Annotated in this window: 15 protein-coding genes; 2 read left to right on the top strand and 13 right to left on the bottom strand. The window is 68.0% G+C overall.

Annotation, left to right across the window (positions count from 1 at the left end; all coding sequences use genetic code 11):
- Positions 1 to 26: 26 nt before the first annotated feature.
- Positions 27 to 737: a CPBP family intramembrane glutamic endopeptidase gene (locus tag A7E77_RS09690; protein WP_063687563.1), complete on the top strand. Its 711-nt coding sequence runs from the start codon at positions 27 to 29 to the stop codon at positions 735 to 737.
- Positions 738 to 941: 204 nt separating this feature from the next.
- Here A7E77_RS09690 and A7E77_RS09685 read toward each other — a convergent pair whose 3' ends face one another.
- The 8 genes from A7E77_RS09685 to A7E77_RS09650 all read right to left on the bottom strand — a co-directional run bounded on the left by A7E77_RS09685 (position 942) and on the right by A7E77_RS09650 (position 9,730).
- Complete coding sequence (locus A7E77_RS09685) at positions 942 to 1,703, bottom strand: ABC transporter permease (RefSeq protein ID WP_063687561.1); 762 nt, start codon at positions 1,701 to 1,703, stop codon at positions 942 to 944.
- 58 nt (positions 1,704 to 1,761) lie between these two features.
- On the bottom strand, positions 1,762 to 2,691 hold the full coding sequence (locus A7E77_RS09680) for an ABC transporter ATP-binding protein (protein WP_063687559.1): 930 nt from the start codon (positions 2,689 to 2,691) through the stop codon (positions 1,762 to 1,764).
- 91 nt (positions 2,692 to 2,782) lie between these two features.
- Entirely contained in the window at positions 2,783 to 4,471 is a 1,689-nt protein-coding gene (locus A7E77_RS09675; RefSeq protein ID WP_226341705.1) for a sensor domain-containing diguanylate cyclase, read from the bottom strand.
- A 67-nt stretch (positions 4,472 to 4,538) separates the two neighbouring features.
- A complete protein-coding gene (locus A7E77_RS09670) occupies positions 4,539 to 5,252 on the bottom strand; it encodes a DsbA family protein (protein ID WP_063687555.1) in 714 nt (237 codons plus the stop codon).
- Positions 5,249 to 6,622: a M48 family metalloprotease gene (locus tag A7E77_RS09665; protein ID WP_063687553.1), complete on the bottom strand. Its 1,374-nt coding sequence runs from the start codon at positions 6,620 to 6,622 to the stop codon at positions 5,249 to 5,251. Before A7E77_RS09665 ends, A7E77_RS09670 begins: the two co-directional genes overlap by 4 nt.
- A gap of 444 nt (positions 6,623 to 7,066) precedes the next feature.
- Entirely contained in the window at positions 7,067 to 8,029 is a 963-nt protein-coding gene (gene glpX / locus A7E77_RS09660; RefSeq protein ID WP_043059882.1) for a class II fructose-bisphosphatase, read from the bottom strand.
- A 211-nt stretch (positions 8,030 to 8,240) separates the two neighbouring features.
- Positions 8,241 to 9,068, bottom strand: a complete 828-nt coding sequence (gene dapD / locus A7E77_RS09655) for a 2,3,4,5-tetrahydropyridine-2,6-dicarboxylate N-succinyltransferase (protein WP_043059883.1) — start codon at positions 9,066 to 9,068, stop codon at positions 8,241 to 8,243.
- A complete protein-coding gene (locus A7E77_RS09650; RefSeq protein WP_063687551.1) occupies positions 9,065 to 9,730 on the bottom strand; it encodes a pyrimidine 5'-nucleotidase in 666 nt (221 codons plus the stop codon). Before A7E77_RS09650 ends, dapD begins: the two co-directional genes overlap by 4 nt.
- A gap of 118 nt (positions 9,731 to 9,848) precedes the next feature.
- Here A7E77_RS09650 and A7E77_RS09645 point away from each other — a divergent pair, with 118 nt between their 5' ends.
- Positions 9,849 to 10,847 (top strand): LLM class flavin-dependent oxidoreductase, encoded by a 999-nt coding sequence (locus tag A7E77_RS09645; RefSeq protein WP_063687549.1) that lies wholly within the window; start codon positions 9,849 to 9,851, stop codon positions 10,845 to 10,847.
- Here the strand turns inward: A7E77_RS09645 and A7E77_RS09640 are convergent.
- From A7E77_RS09640 to A7E77_RS09620, 5 genes are all read right to left on the bottom strand, one after another.
- A complete protein-coding gene (locus tag A7E77_RS09640; RefSeq protein WP_063687548.1) occupies positions 10,807 to 11,484 on the bottom strand; it encodes an HPP family protein in 678 nt (225 codons plus the stop codon). The genes A7E77_RS09645 and A7E77_RS09640 overlap by 41 nt on opposite strands.
- A gap of 190 nt (positions 11,485 to 11,674) precedes the next feature.
- Complete coding sequence (locus tag A7E77_RS09635; protein ID WP_063687547.1) at positions 11,675 to 11,872, bottom strand: ATP-binding protein; 198 nt, start codon at positions 11,870 to 11,872, stop codon at positions 11,675 to 11,677.
- Between the two features lie 84 nt (positions 11,873 to 11,956).
- Complete coding sequence (locus tag A7E77_RS09630) at positions 11,957 to 13,354, bottom strand: ATP-binding protein (RefSeq protein WP_063687545.1); 1,398 nt, start codon at positions 13,352 to 13,354, stop codon at positions 11,957 to 11,959.
- A 100-nt stretch (positions 13,355 to 13,454) separates the two neighbouring features.
- Positions 13,455 to 14,120: a response regulator transcription factor gene (locus tag A7E77_RS09625; protein ID WP_017977544.1), complete on the bottom strand. Its 666-nt coding sequence runs from the start codon at positions 14,118 to 14,120 to the stop codon at positions 13,455 to 13,457.
- Positions 14,121 to 14,132: 12 nt separating this feature from the next.
- Complete coding sequence (locus A7E77_RS09620; protein WP_286165152.1) at positions 14,133 to 14,438, bottom strand: hypothetical protein; 306 nt, start codon at positions 14,436 to 14,438, stop codon at positions 14,133 to 14,135.
- Positions 14,439 to 14,511: the final 73 nt, after the last annotated feature.

Below are 14,511 nucleotides of genomic sequence, written 5' to 3'. Positions count from 1 at the left end.
GAAGCACGAACCGATAGGCGGCGGCGATGCTGGTCGCGATCCTCCTCGTCCTGACCTTGGGTTATCAGGCGCTAATCCTGTGGCGCGGGCAGCTGATGGCGGGGTGGCGGATCGGCTTTGCCGCGCGGCACCTGCGCTGGGCGTCGGGGCTGTGGCTGGGATATGGCCTGCCGGCGCTGGCGGGGCTGGCGGCGATCGGGGGTCTGGGGGCGATCGGCGGCATGCCGCTTGCCTTCCTGCCGCTGGCGCAGACGCTCGGCCTGCCGCCGGGCGCGATTGCGCCGACGACGATCGCGCTGGGGCTGGCAGGCGGCAGCGCGCTGGGGCTGGCGCTGACCTGGTGGCGGGCGCGGCGCGGGCGCGGGCCGTGGACGATCGGCGATGCCAGCTCGCTGCTGCCGCGGCGCGACGGCGATCTGTGGCCGGCGGCGGTGCTGGCGGTGTCGGCGGGGGTGACGGAGGAGCTGTTCTTCCGGCTGTGGCTGCCGCTGATCGTGACGCTGGCCTGCGGGTCGGGCGCGGTCGGGATGGGCGTGGGCACCGCCGCCTTTGCCGCGATGCACCGCTATCAGGGCTGGGCGGGGATGGCAGCGAACCTGATTGGCGGCGCCCTGCTCGCGGCGCTGTACATGGGAACCGGCAGCCTGTGGGTGGCGATCGCGGTGCATGCGCTGGTCGATCTCAACGCGCTGGTGCTGCGGCCGTGGGTGGCGTCGCGGGTGCGGGCGGCGGATTGAGGCCGAGCGGCGAGTCCCGAAATTAGATACATCCTCCCCCGCCAAGGGGAGGTGGCATGCCGCAGGCATCACGGAGGTGGAGGTAAGGGTAGCGCTTCGTCTCCGGAGACGTCCCTGTCCGCCCCTTCCGTCACCGCCTTCGGCGGCGCCACCTCCCCCTGGCGGGGGAGGACTGACCATGGGGCTTGGCAGGCATCGACGGGGTCAGTTCTTCAGGCGCCAGCCGCTTTTGAAGATCCAGGCGATAATCGCGAGGCAGACGATCAGGAAGCCCAAGGTGACGCCGAGGCTTACGGCGATGTCGACGTCGCCCTTGCCGAAGAAGCTCCAGCGGAAGCCGCTGACCAGATAGACGACCGGGTTGAACAGGCTGACCGTCCGCCACGGCTGGGGCAGCATGTCGATCGAATAGAAGCTGCCGCCCAGGAACGTCAGCGGGGTGATCAGCAGCATCGGCACGAAGTTCAATTGTTCGAAGCTCTTCGCCCAGATGCCGAGGATGAAGCCGAACAGGCTGAACGCGATCGCGGTGAGCAGCAGGAACGCGACCATCGCGGCGGGATGATCGACGCGGATCGGCACGAAGAAGGCCGACGTCGCGAGGATGATGATCCCCAGCACGACCGACTTGGTCGCCGCCGCGCCGACATAGCCCAAGACCATCTCCATCGCCGAGACGGGGGCGGAGAGCAGTTCGAAGATCGTGCCGGTGAATTTGGGGAAATAGATGCCGATCGAGGCATTGCCGACGCTCTGCGTGAGCAGGCTCAGCATGATGAGGCCCGGCACGATGAAGCTGCCGTAGCCGACGCCGTCCACCGTCTGCATCCGGCTGCCGATCGCGCCGCCGAAGACGATGAAATAGAGGCTGGTGGTGAGCACCGGCGCGACGAGGCTCTGCCAGAGCGTGCGCAATGCGCGGGCCATTTCGAAACGATAGATCGCCCAGACGCCGTGGAGATTCATGCGCGGCCCGCCTTTCGGAAAGTCACAAAAGTCGCGCCGACGACGGTGTTTTGCGCGCTCATGCCCGCTCGCCCACCAGGTCGACGAAGATGTCCTCGAGGCTCGATTTCGAGGTTTCGAGGTCCTTGAACGCGATGTCGCGTGCGGAGAGTTCGCGAAGCAGCGAGGGGATGCCGGTGTGTTCCTCGGTCGCGTCGAAGACGTAGCGCAGCGTCTTGCCGTCGTTTTCGAGGCTGAGGTGCCAGCGGTCGAGGCCGTCGGGCACCGCCGACAGCGGTTCGACCAGAGCGAGGTCGAGTTCGCGCTTGCCGAGCTTCTTCATCAGCGCCGATTTCTCGTCGACCAGCAGCAGCTGCCCCTTGTTGATGACGCCGACGCGGTCGGCCATTTCCTCGGCCTCTTCGATGTAATGCGTCGTCAGGATGATGGTGACGCCGCGTTCCCGCAGGCCGTGAACCAGCTTCCACATGTCGCGGCGCAGCGCGACGTCGACGCCGGCGGTGGGTTCGTCGAGGAACAGGATTTCGGGTTCGTGCGCCAGCGCCTTGGCGATCAGCACGCGGCGCTTCATGCCGCCCGATAGCTCCATGATCTTGGCATCGCGCTTGTCCCACAGCGACAGGTCGCGGAGAATCTGTTCGATATAAGCGCTGTGGCCCGACCGGCCGAACAGCCGCCGCGAGAAGGTGACGGTGGCGAGCACGGTTTCGAACATGTCGACCGACAGTTCCTGCGGCACGAGACCGATGCGGCGGCGCGCGGCCTTGTAGTCGGCAATGGCGTCATGCCCGGCGACGTGGATCGTGCCGGTCGACGGCGTGACGATGCCGCAGATGATGCTGATCAGCGTCGTCTTGCCGGCGCCGTTGGGGCCGAGCAGCGCGAAGATTTCGCCCTTGTTGATCGTCAGGTCGACGCTGTGGAGTGCGGTGAAGCCGCCCTTATAGGTCTTGGACACGCCGGACACGGCGAGGATCGGTTCCGGCATCGTTGCGCCCCCTTTGCGGGGCGGGAGATAGGGTGCTGACGCGGCTGGAAAAAGGGGGGGCACCGATGCGTCTGCGATCGGCGCCCGTTCGTCATTCCGCTGCGAGGGGGATGTCCGCCATCGCGTCGCGGGCGCGGTCGGCACTCATCACCCGGTTGCGGCCCGCAGATTTGGCGTCGTAGAGCGCGGCGTCGGCGGCGGCCATCAGCGCCGGGATCGTGCGGCCGTGCCGTTCCGACGTGGCGACGCCGAGCGATGCCGAAATCGGGAAATTATAGGCGCTCGACAGTTCGGCGATCCGGCTGCGGATCACCTCGGCACGGGCGACGGCGTGGTCGTGATCGCAATTGGGCAGGACGACGACGAGTTCCTCGCCGCCATAGCGACAGGCGACGTCGGTCTTGCGCAGGCCGACCAGCAGCAGCGGGCCAACGTCGCGCAAAATGTTGTCGCCGACCGCGTGCCCGTGTTCGTCGTTGATGCTCTTGAAGTGATCGAGATCGATCATGATGATCGACGAAGCGGGCGCGGCAGGGCCGTTTCCGTCGAACAGCCGTTCGAGCGCGTCCTCCATGTAGCGACGATTGTACAGGCCGGTCAGCCCGTCGCGCAGCGCCTGGGTGCGCAGGCGTTCGCGCAGCGCGATGTTCGACAGCGCGAGCGACATGCCATCGGCGAGCGCGGTGGCGACGAGGCGCAGTTCGCCGGTGTCGGCGGACTCGCCTTCCGGGGCGACCATCACCAGCATGCCGAGGATGTTGCCGCGCGCGATCATCGGCACCTCGATCGAGGCCGACGCGCCGTGGTGCGCATGCATGCAGCGCAGCGACTGGTCGCCATCGCCGTTGACGTGCGGCTTGCCCCGCTTCAGCGCCCAGCATTCGTTGGGCGTGATCGTCATCGGCAATAGCTGGTCGGCGCGCGCATCGCCCCATTGGGTGGACAAATGCAGCCGGTCGCCCGAATTGTTGAAGACGTACAGCGCGCCCAGCACGCTCGGCGCGAGCTGCGACGCGGTCGCCGACAGGATCAGGTTCGCATCGCGATGATCCTCCGCCGCCTGTAGCATGTCGTGCATGCCGAACAGCAGCTCCAGCCGACGCCGGGTCGCCGCTTCGCTGGTCATCGCATCCAGGCGGCCGCGCGATTCGGCGATCACGCGGCGGTAGGACCGGCCGATCGCCAGCGCGAGCAGGATCACCGACGCGATCTGAAACCAGAACAACAGGTTGAAGATCGTCCAGATGCGCTGCGATGCGGCCGCGGCATCCGCCCGGCTGCGATCGATCGCACGCCCGACCGATGCCTGCACTTCCTCCATCGCCCGTTCGGCGGCGGGCAGCGTGAGGATGCCGACCGCGCGCGCGTCATCGTGCGTTTCATAAGCGGCGACGGTGCGGCGCCACCCCTGCACCAGCGTCTGGATTTCGCCGTGGATGCCCGGGTCCAGCGCATAGCTGCGCTGGTCGATGCGCAGGCGCGGCACGATCATTTCGACGTCGCGGAGCGAGGTGTAGAATTGCGCGATCGCCTTGCCGTCGTGGCGGACGCCCGCGACGTTGTGGAGCGCATCCTCGGCGTTGGACAGGGCACGCGACAGATCGGCGAGCGCGGCGGCATGCGCGTCAAACCGGGTCCGCTGTTCGCGACTGGCGTGGATCAGGGCGTAGGCGGTCAGCTGCGCAAGGACGATCGCGAGCGTCGCCAGCAGGATCGTTCGCGGTGCCGTGAACCGCTGTGATAGCGACCGGTCGAAATGCAAGCGCTTGAAGACCGTCATGAAATGTCCTTTCGACAGGACTAGCATTCCGGACTTTGACAAAGTGCTAATACGACGGCCGGTCCGCCTACCGCGCCCGCGCCGCCGCAATCGCCTTTTCGATCTCCTCGATCGGCAGCGCGCCCGACAGGATGCGGTCGCCGACGACCCAGCTGGGGGTGCCGTTCATGCCGAGCTTGACCGCGGTCTGCATGTTCTTGGCGATTTCGGCGGTGATGACCGGGCTTTGCAGGCCGGACAGGCTGACGCCCGCCTTCGCTGCCGCCGTCTGGATCGAAGCGTCGCTGACCGGGCCGCCGGCATAGAGCGCGTCGTGGAAGGCCTGGAACTTGCCCTGCTGCGCCGCGAGCAGGCTGGCGCGGGCGGCGACGCGGCTTTCGTCGGACAGGATCGGCAGGTCGCGGTAGACGACGCGCAGCTTGGGGTCGCGCTTGATGAGGTCGGCGATCATCGGCAGCGAGGCGCGGCAATAGCCGCAATTATAGTCGAAATATTCGACCAGCGTGACGTCGCCCTTGGGATTGCCCGCCCAGGCGCTGCCGAACGGGGTTTCGATGTCGCGGCGGTTGGCGGCGACGGCCTGGCCCGATTGCTGATCCTGCAGCTTCTGCATCGCCTGCGGGATGATCTCGGGATGGCTGAGGACGTAATCGTGGACGACGCGCTCGATCCGCGCCTGGTCGGGGCCGCCCGGCGAGGCGAAGCGATCGTAGCTCCAAACGGCTCCGGCGCCGATCACGGCACCGAGAGCCGCGATCAGCGGGAAAGTGTATCGGGTCATCTCTTCTTATATTTCTTGGGGTTGTCGTCCATGTCGTTCTGTGCGGCCATGGCGATGTCCTGCGCCCGAATCCAGTCGGGCGTGTTTTTCGGGATATTGGCGAGCGCGTAGCGCGCGCTCTGCGCGGCGGTGCGCATGTCGCCGTCCATGCTCGCGCGCTCCGCGGTGGCGAGCGCGGCGCGCGCGGTGTCGCCGGTCAGTTCGTAGGCGGTGCCGAGCTGATACCAGGCGAAGGGGTTCTGATCGTCGCGGCCCGTGGCGACGCGCAGCACGCGGATCGCCTCGGGATAATGCGTCTTGTCCTCGGTCGCGATCAGCGCGTGGCCGAAGGTGGTGGCGATCAGCGGGTTGTTGCGCGAGCCTTCGGTCGCGGCGCGCAGGGGCGCGATGGCGTCGGCGGGCTTGCCGGCTTCGAGCAGGATCTGGCCGCGGATTTCCTGGAAATAGGGATCGTCGGGCTTGGCCTTGATCAGCGCCAGCGATTCGGCGTCGGCTTTGTCGGGATAGCCGGCCTTATGATAGGCATAGGCGCGGGCGTAATGCGCGTAGATGCTGGTGTCGGTGTCGGGGAAGTCGCGCAGCGTGCGTTCGGGCGGCATGACATAGCCTTCGAGCTTCGCCTTCACGCGGCGGAAGCGTTCCTCGAGCGCCGGATCGGACGGCGTGTTCCACGACGGCGCGGCGGTGAGCACCGCGGTCAGATTGGCGATACGCTCGCCCGACAGCGGGTGGGTCTGCATGAACGGATCGATATTCTCGACGCCGTAGCGATATTCCTGCTGCTGCAACGTCTTGAAGAAGGTGAGCATCCCCTTCCCCGTGATCCCGGCGGTGGTGAGGAAGCGCGCGCCGGCGGCGTCGGCGGAGGATTCCTGCGTCCGGCTGAACGAGAGATACTTGCCCATGCCGGCCTGCTGGCCGAGCGCCATCAGCCCCGCCCCCGCCTCGCCCGCGCCGGCCGCGACGGCGGCGAGGCCGAGGACCATCGACAGAAGCGTGATGTGCATGGCGGGCTTGATGCCGGCATCGGCGAGGACGACGTGCCCGTCGGCAATATGCCCCAGTTCGTGCGCGATGACGCCCTGCACCTGGTTGGCGCTGGTCGCCGCCTGGAGCAGGCCCGAATGGACGTAGACGGTCTGGCCGCCGGCGACGAAGGCGTTGATCGAATCGTCGTTGATCAGGACGACCTTGACGTCGCGCGGCGACAGGCCCGCCGCCTTGACCAGCGGCGTGGACATGTCGGCGAACATCGCCTCCGTCTCGGCATCGCGCAGGATCGACTGGGCATAGGCCGGCTGGGCGGCCAGCAGCACGCTGGCGGCGGCGGCGATGACGAGGCGCTTCAGGGCAGGCACGCGAGCGATCATAGGCGGGCCGGGCGGCGGGGTCACGGGCAAACGACGGACGCTGGCAGGCATGCGACGGGTGGTTAGCGGCGCGCGGGTGAACGGGGGGTGAGCGGGGTTTCGGTTCGCGCGACGACACGGGGGCGCGAAGACGCGAAGAGAAGAGGGGTGCGCGCAGAGGCGCGGAGGACGCGGAGGGGGCGCGGGTGCGGCGGCGTTGGTCGCGATGCTTTGGGAGGGTGTAGGCGCGCTGTCGCGCGATATCGGCTCTGCGTCCTCTGCGCCTTTGCGCGCGAAAGCCGTGGGCCAGTTGGCGCGCGCGGGGAGCCGTCCCGATGCGCGCCGTTCGCCCTGAGCCTGTCGAAGGGCGGCTGTCCACACGCATGGGCGGTGCTCGGGGCGATCCGCCCTTCGACAGGCTCAGGGCGAACGGAGGAGGGAGACGGGTCCCTCCCCCCTGCCCTTTTATGCCGTGCGGTGCTCGCCCTTGACCCAGCGGACGGTGCCGGTGGAGGCGCGCATGACGACGCTTTCGGTGGTCATCTTGCCCTTGCGGCGCTTGACGCCCTCGAGCAGCGAACCGTCGGTGACGCCGGTCGCGGCGAAGATGCAGTCGCCCTTGGCCAGTTCCTCGAGGTCGTATTGCTTGTCGAGGTCGGCGATGCCCCATTTGCGGGCGCGGGCGCGTTCGTCGTCGTTGCGGAACAGCAGCCGGCCCTTGAACTGGCCACCGACGCAGCGCAGCGCGGCGCAGGCCAGGACGCCTTCCGGCGCGCCGCCCGAGCCCATGTAGACGTCGATGGTCGTGTCGGGATCGGCGGTCGCGATGACGCCGGCGACGTCGCCGTCGCCGATCAGCATCACGCCGACGCCAAGGCTGCGCAGCTCGGCGATCAGCGCTTCGTGGCGCGGGCGGTCGAGGACGCAGGCGATGATCTCATTGGGGGCGACGCCCTTGGCCGCGGCGATCGCCTTGATATTCTCGGTCGGCGACTTGTCGAGGTCGATGACGCCGGCGGGGAGGCCCGGGCCGACTGCGATCTTGTCCATATAGACGTCGGGCGCGTTGAGCAGGCCGCCGGCTTCGGCGATGGCGAGCACCGCGAGGCTGTTGGGGCCGGCCTTGGCGCAGATCGTCGTGCCTTCCAGCGGATCGAGCGCGATGTCGATCGCCGGGCCGTTGCCGCTGCCGACCTTTTCCCCGATGAACAGCATCGGCGCCTCGTCGCGCTCGCCCTCGCCGATCACGACGGTGCCGTCGATGTCGAGTTCGTTGAGCGCGGCGCGCATCGCTTCGACCGCCGCGGCATCCGCCGCCTTTTCATCGCCGCGCCCGGTCAACGTCGAGGCGGCGATCGCCGCCGCTTCGGTGACACGCACCATTTCGAGGACGAGAACCCGGTCGAGGAGCGTGCTGGCGTCGGACATGGGAGCCTTCCGTTTAACGTGTATAACGGGCCTGATAGACGCTGGCGGGGCGGGGTACAACGCTGATTCGACCGGGCGGCGGCGGTGCGCCCCATTCGTCATCCCCGCGAAGGCGGGGATCCATAACCTCTGACGTCAGCGATAGAATCGAGACGATAGCGCGTCTGGATTCCCGCCTTCGCGGGAATGACGGAGTGGGTTGGGTGGAGACTCAGTCCCTCAGCAGGTCGTTGATGCTGGTCTTGCTGCGCGTCTGGGCGTCGACGCGCTTGACGATGACGGCGCAGTAGAGGGACGGTTTGCCGTCACCGCCGCCCATCGAGCCCGGCACGACGACGGCATAGGGCGGCACTTCGCCCTTGAAGACTTCGCCCGTCTCGCGGTCGACGATCTTGGTCGAGGCGCCGAGATAGACGCCCATCGACAGCACCGCACCTTCGCCGACGCGGACGCCCTCGGCGACCTCGGCGCGGGCGCCGATGAAGGCGCCGTCGCCGATGATGACGGGATCGGCCTGGAGCGGTTCGAGCACGCCGCCGATGCCGGCGCCGCCCGACAGGTGGACGTTCTTGCCGATCTGCGCGCAGCTGCCGACGGTCGCCCAAGTGTCGACCATCGTGCCTTCGCCGACATAGGCGCCGATGTTGACGAAGCTCGGCATCAGGATCGCGCCGGGCGCGACATAGGCGCCACGGCGCACGACGCTGCCGGGGACGGCGCGGAAGCCGGCGGCGCGGAATTCCGCCTCGCTCCAGCCCGAGAACTTCGAGGGCACCTTGTCGAACCAATGGCCGGCGCCGGGGCCGTTATCGATCAGGCTGTTGTCGTTGAGGCGGAACGAGAGCAGCACCGCCTTCTTGAGCCACTGGTTGACGCGCCAGCCGCCATTGCCGTCCGGTTCGGCGACGCGCGCCGTGCCGGCGTCGAGCAGTGCGAGCGCGCTATCGACCGCATTACGCACCTCGCCCATCGTGCCGAAGCCCAGATCGGCGCGAGCCTCCCACGCGGAATCGATGATGGGCTGAAGATCCTGGCTCATGATGCCTCCATGACATGTTGCAGCCACGGCGCGAGGTCGTGGACGGTGAAATCGATATGGTCGCGCGCGTCCTCCGGCCCCTGTTCGGAGCCGTTGTCGATCCAGACCGTGGTCATGCCGATCGCCTTGGCGGGCGTGAGGTTGCGCGCCATGTCTTCGAAGAAGATTGCGCGGGTGGGGTCGATGCCGAAGGCGGCGCAGAGGCCGGCATAGGCCGAGGCGTGCGGTTTCGGCACCAGATCCATCGCATGAATGTCATGCACCGCCTCGAACGCGTCGCCCAGGCCGAGGCGGTCGAGGACGCGCAGCGCATAGGGCTTGTCGCCGTTGGTGAAGACGAGCTTGCGGCCCGGAAGTTGCGCGATCGCGGCGGCGAGCGGGGCGTCGGCCTCCAGCACGTCCATCTCGATCGCATGCACATCGGCCAGGAAATCGTGCGGATCGACGTGATGTTCCGCCATCAGCCCGGTCAGGGTCGTGCCGTGGCGGTGGAAATAGTCCTTCTGCAACCGGCGCGCCTCGTCCCACGGCAGCTCAAGCAGGCGCGCGACATAATCGGTCATCCGTTGGTCGATCTGCGCGAACAGGTTCGCGCGCGCCGGATAGAGCGTGTTGTCCAGATCGAAGATCCAGGTGTCGATATGGGCGAGCGCAGGCAGCATCGCCGCGCGTCTAGGCGGGGCGGCGGCCCTGCACAAGCAAGGGCGGCGTGCTTTGGCTTGGGACGGGACAAGCCACTCTATGATTGCGAGCGATCACTCGCATAACCATATTCGTGACATGACACGCTTTTCCCTGCTCGATCTGGTGCCCGTCGTCGAAGGCGGCACCGTCTCGCAATCGCTCAGCCGTGCCGCCGACCTGGCGCGCCACGCCGAGATGCTGGGCTTCCAGCGCTATTGGGTCGCCGAACACCACGGCATGCGCGGCATCGCAAGCGCGGCGACCGCCGTGGTTATCGGCCATGTCGCCGCGGCGACCAATACGATCCGCGTCGGTGCGGGCGGGATCATGCTGCCCAACCATGCGCCGCTGATCATCGCCGAACAGTTCGGGACGCTCGACGCGCTGTTCCCTGGGCGGATCGACCTGGGCCTGGGCCGCGCGCCGGGATCGGACCAGCGCGTCGCGCAGGCGATGCGGCGGACGCTGGACAGCGACCCCAATGCCTTCCCGCGCGACGTGATGGAATTGCAGAGCTATCTCGCGGACGACGGGCGCACCGGCATTGCTGCGACGCCGGGCGCGGGCGCGAACGTGCCGCTGTGGATTTTGGGGTCGAGCACCTTCGGGGCGCAGCTCGCGGCGGCGCTGGGGCTGCCCTATGCCTTCGCCTCGCACTTCGCGCCCGATGCGCTGGATGCGGCGCTGGCGATCTATCGGCGCGATTTCCGCCCCTCGGCGCAGCTCGACCGGCCGTATGCGATGGCGGGGTTCAACGTCTTCGCCGCCGACACCGATGGGGAAGCCGAGCTGCTGGCGAGTTCGCAGCAGCAGTCGTTCGTCGCGCTGCGCACCGGCAATCCGCGCCAGCTGCCGCCGCCGGTCGCGGGCTATCGCGCGTCGCTGGGGCCGCAGGGGTCGGGGATCCTCGACCATGTGCTGCAATGTTCGGCGGTGGGATCGCCCGAGACGGTGGCGCGCCAGACCGCGGCGTTCCTCGAGCGGACAGGCGTCGATGAGGTGATGGTGGCGAGCGCGATCTACGATCACGAGGCGCGCAAGCGGAGCCTCGCGATCACCGCCGAGGTGTTGAGCGGGCTGGCGGTGCCTGCCTGACCCGCGCGTGGTGCGCGGCGCGGGCGAGCAGCGCGTCGAGGTCTTCGCGCGCGATGTCGAACGTCTCGTGCATGTCGGCGAGCGCGGCGTCGATGTCGCCATCGGTGAAGGGTGACGCCGGCACCGGCGCGACGCGGTGCGGATAGGCATGGCCGGACACGCGATGGAAGGCGAGGCCCGCGAGCACGAGCAGCGCCGAATCGAGCGCGACCGGCGAGAGTGGAAACCACAGGCTGGCCGGCGTGTGCGCGGCGGTCAGCAGCACGACGCTCAGGGCCACCGCGCCGCCGGGCGGATGCAGGCAGCGCGCCAGCGACATGACGACGATCGCGCCGCCGACCGCGATTGCGGCGGCGAGCGCCGTGTGCGGCACGAGCGCGACCACCAGCAGCGCCCACAGGCCCGAGACGGTGTTGCCGCCGATCACCGACCAGGGCTGCGCGAGCGGGCTGGCGGGGACGGCGAACACGAGCACCGCGCTCGCGCCGATCGGGGCGACGAGCAGGGGCGATACGCCCGCATGGGTGGCGAGCGCGGCGATCAGGCCGGTGATCAGGATGCCGCAGGCGGCGCCAAGGCCGGCGCGGAGGCGGTCGCCGAACTGGGCACCGGCGAGGATCGGGCGGAAGGCGGGCATTGGGCGCGCGTTAGCGGTGGAGGTGTGGGGGCGGCAATCCTTTCCCCCTTCCCGCCGTCACCCCGGACTCGTTCCGGGGTCCACTCTGCGGCGAGGGGAAAGGCTAACGCCTCTCGCCTTCCCCTTGTGGCCCGGTGGACCCCGGAACGAGTCCGGGGTGACGGATCGAGCGGGGCGGCGGTGCCGCGCTTCAGTTGGCGGCGGGCAGTCGCAGGCGGACGAGGAGGCCGCCGAGGTCCTCGCTCTCCTCCAGCGCGACGGTGCCGCCGTTAATCTCGGCGACGTCGCGGACGATGGCGAGGCCCAGTCCGGTGCCGGCAATCCTTTCCCCTTCCCTTCCGTCACCCCGGACTTGTTCCGGGGTCCACTGGGCCGCTGGGGGAAGCAAGAGGCTCGAGCGCCCCCCTCGCCGCAGAGTGGACCCCGGAACGAGTCCGGGGTGACGGGGGGATTGGGGCGGCGGTGCCGTGACTTAGTTGGCGGCGGGCAGTCGCAGGCGGACGAGCAGGCCGCCGAGGTCCTCGCTTTCCTCCAGCGCGACGGTGCCGCCGTAGATTTCGGCGACGTCGCGGACGATGGCGAGGCCCAGCCCGGTGCCGGGCTTGCCCGTATCCAGGCGCACGCCGCGGTCGAAGATGCGGATGCGGTCTTCTTCGGGGATGCCGACGCCGTCGTCCTCGATCATCAGTTCGACGAAGCCCGCCTGCCCCGTCACCGTCACGAAGACGCTGCCGCCGCCGTACTTCGCCGCGTTCTCGACGAGGTTGCCGAGCATTTCGTCGAGGTCCTGCCGTTCGACATGGACCTGCAGATCCTTAGGGCCGGTGATGTCGATGCGGACGTGACGGTACAGCCGTGCCACCGCGCGCTCGACTGATTCGAGGCTGGGCCAGACGTCCGCACGGCTGTGCGCGGAACCGCGGCGGCCGACCGCGCGGGCGCGGGCGAGATGGTGGTCGACCTGGCGCCGCATCGTGCGCGCTTCGCGGATCACCGTGTCGGCGAGGTCTTCCGATTGGGCGGTCGCGGCGTTCATGATGACCGTCAGCGGCGTCTTGAGCGCATGGGCGAGGTTGCCCGCGTGGCGGCGCGCTTCCTCGGCCTGGCGTTCGTTATGTTCGATGAGCGCGTTCAGCTCCTCGACCATCGGCGCGACCTCGTCGGGCATGGCGGTATCGATGCGGTTCGACTGGCCGGCGCGCATCCGGGCGATCTCTTCGCGCACGCGGCGCAGCGGCCACAGTCCGTAGGAGGTCTGGAGCCACGCCAGCACGACAAGGCCCAGCCCGAGCAGCGCGAAGCTGCGCACCAACGTCCGCCGCAGCACGGTGATCTGCGCATCGAGCGCCGCACGGCTTTGTGCGACCTGGAAGCGCCAATGGATCGGAGAGCCGGGCAGCTGTGCGTCGCGCTCGACGATCCGCAGCTTTTCGTCACGGAACTGACGGCTGTCGTAGATATGGACGTTGCGGTCATCATGGGTGGCGCCAAATTGCAGTCGGCGATCCCACAGCGAGCGCGAGGGGAAGACCGTGTCGCTGCTGCCCCGCGCCCCTGGCGCAGACACCTGCCAGTACAGGCCTGAATAGGGCTCGACGAATCGCGGATCGGTCGCGGCGTCGCGGCCGAACAGCACCTCGCCATCGGGTCCGATCTCCGACGAGGCGAGCAGCGAGCGCAGCACATATTGCAGTTGGTCGTCGAAGTTGCGCGTGACGGCGGAGACCAGCACGCGATCGAGCGCGAAACCGCCGCCGACCAGCAGCAACCCGATCCACGCCGCCGCGATCAGGATCATGCGGCGCGACAGCGATCCGGTGGTCTTCGCCCGCTTGCTGGGCGGCGATTCGGCGAGCGGGGGGGTGTCCATAGACGTCTTCACGAAACCGTTCGCCCTGAGCCTGTCGAAGGGCAGTGAGACTCACCGTGCTTCGACAGGCTCAGCACGAACGGGGTGTAAGCGGCGCCGGTCAGGCGTCGGGGTCTTCGAGGCTGTAGCCGAGACCGCGGATCGTGGTGATGACGTCCTGGCCCAGCTTCTTGCGGATGCGCGTCACGAACACTTCGATCGTGTTCGAATCGCGATCGAAATCCTGGTCGTAGATATGTTCGATCAGCTCGGTGCGGCTGACCACCTTGCCCTTGTGATGGAGCAGGTAGCTGAGCAGCTTATACTCCTGCGCGGTCAGCTTCACCGGCTCACCGGCCTTGGTCACCTTGCCCGAACGCGTGTCGAGACGGACGTCGCCGGCGGTGAGCTCGCTCGACGCATTGCCCGACGCGCGGCGGATCAGCGCGCGAAGCCTCGCGATCAGTTCCTCGGTCTGGAACGGCTTGGCGACGTAATCGTCGGCGCCGGCATCGAGCCCCGCCACCTTGTCCGACCAGCTGTCACGCGCGGTGAGGACGAGGACGGGCATCGTCTTGCCTTCCTTGCGCCAGCGGTCGAGCACGGTCAGGCCGTCGATTTCGGGCAGGCCTAGGTCGAGGACGATCGCGTCGTAATTCTCGGTGGAGCCTAGGAAATGCCCCTCTTCGCCATCGGTGGCGAGATCGATGGCATAGCCCGCGCCTTCGAGCGTATTCTTGAGCTGTGTCCCGAGATTCGGCTCGTCCTCGACGATCAGAACGCGCATGTCAGTCCCTCTTTATCTTCCGGTCCGGCCGATGATCTGGCCCGAGCGGCCATCGACATCGACCCATACCACGACGCCATCGCGCATGAACTTGAGCGTGTAAACCGAGCTGCCGAAATCGAGGTCGAAGCCCAGATATTCATAGCCCTTCATCGTCGGGATCACCCTCGCCTCGATCGCGCGGGGCGACAGCATCTCGCCCTTGCGGCGGGCGTCATAGGCGCGTTCCTGGTCGCTGCGACGCTGGTCGGGCGCCTGCGCGAACGCGGGCACCGGCGCGGCCAGGGCAAGGAGCAACACGGGCAGAACCATCTTCATGACGCCTTGCATAAGCGGGAGGCATTGAACACCCTGTGAATGACACGGTTGCATACCATTCAGACGAAGCCCG

The sequence above is a fragment of the Sphingomonas sp. NIC1 genome (assembly GCF_001638925.1).
In the GTDB taxonomy this organism is placed as follows: domain Bacteria; phylum Pseudomonadota; class Alphaproteobacteria; order Sphingomonadales; family Sphingomonadaceae; genus Sphingomonas; species Sphingomonas aquatilis.
This window is presented reverse-complemented; position numbering and strand designations above follow the sequence as displayed.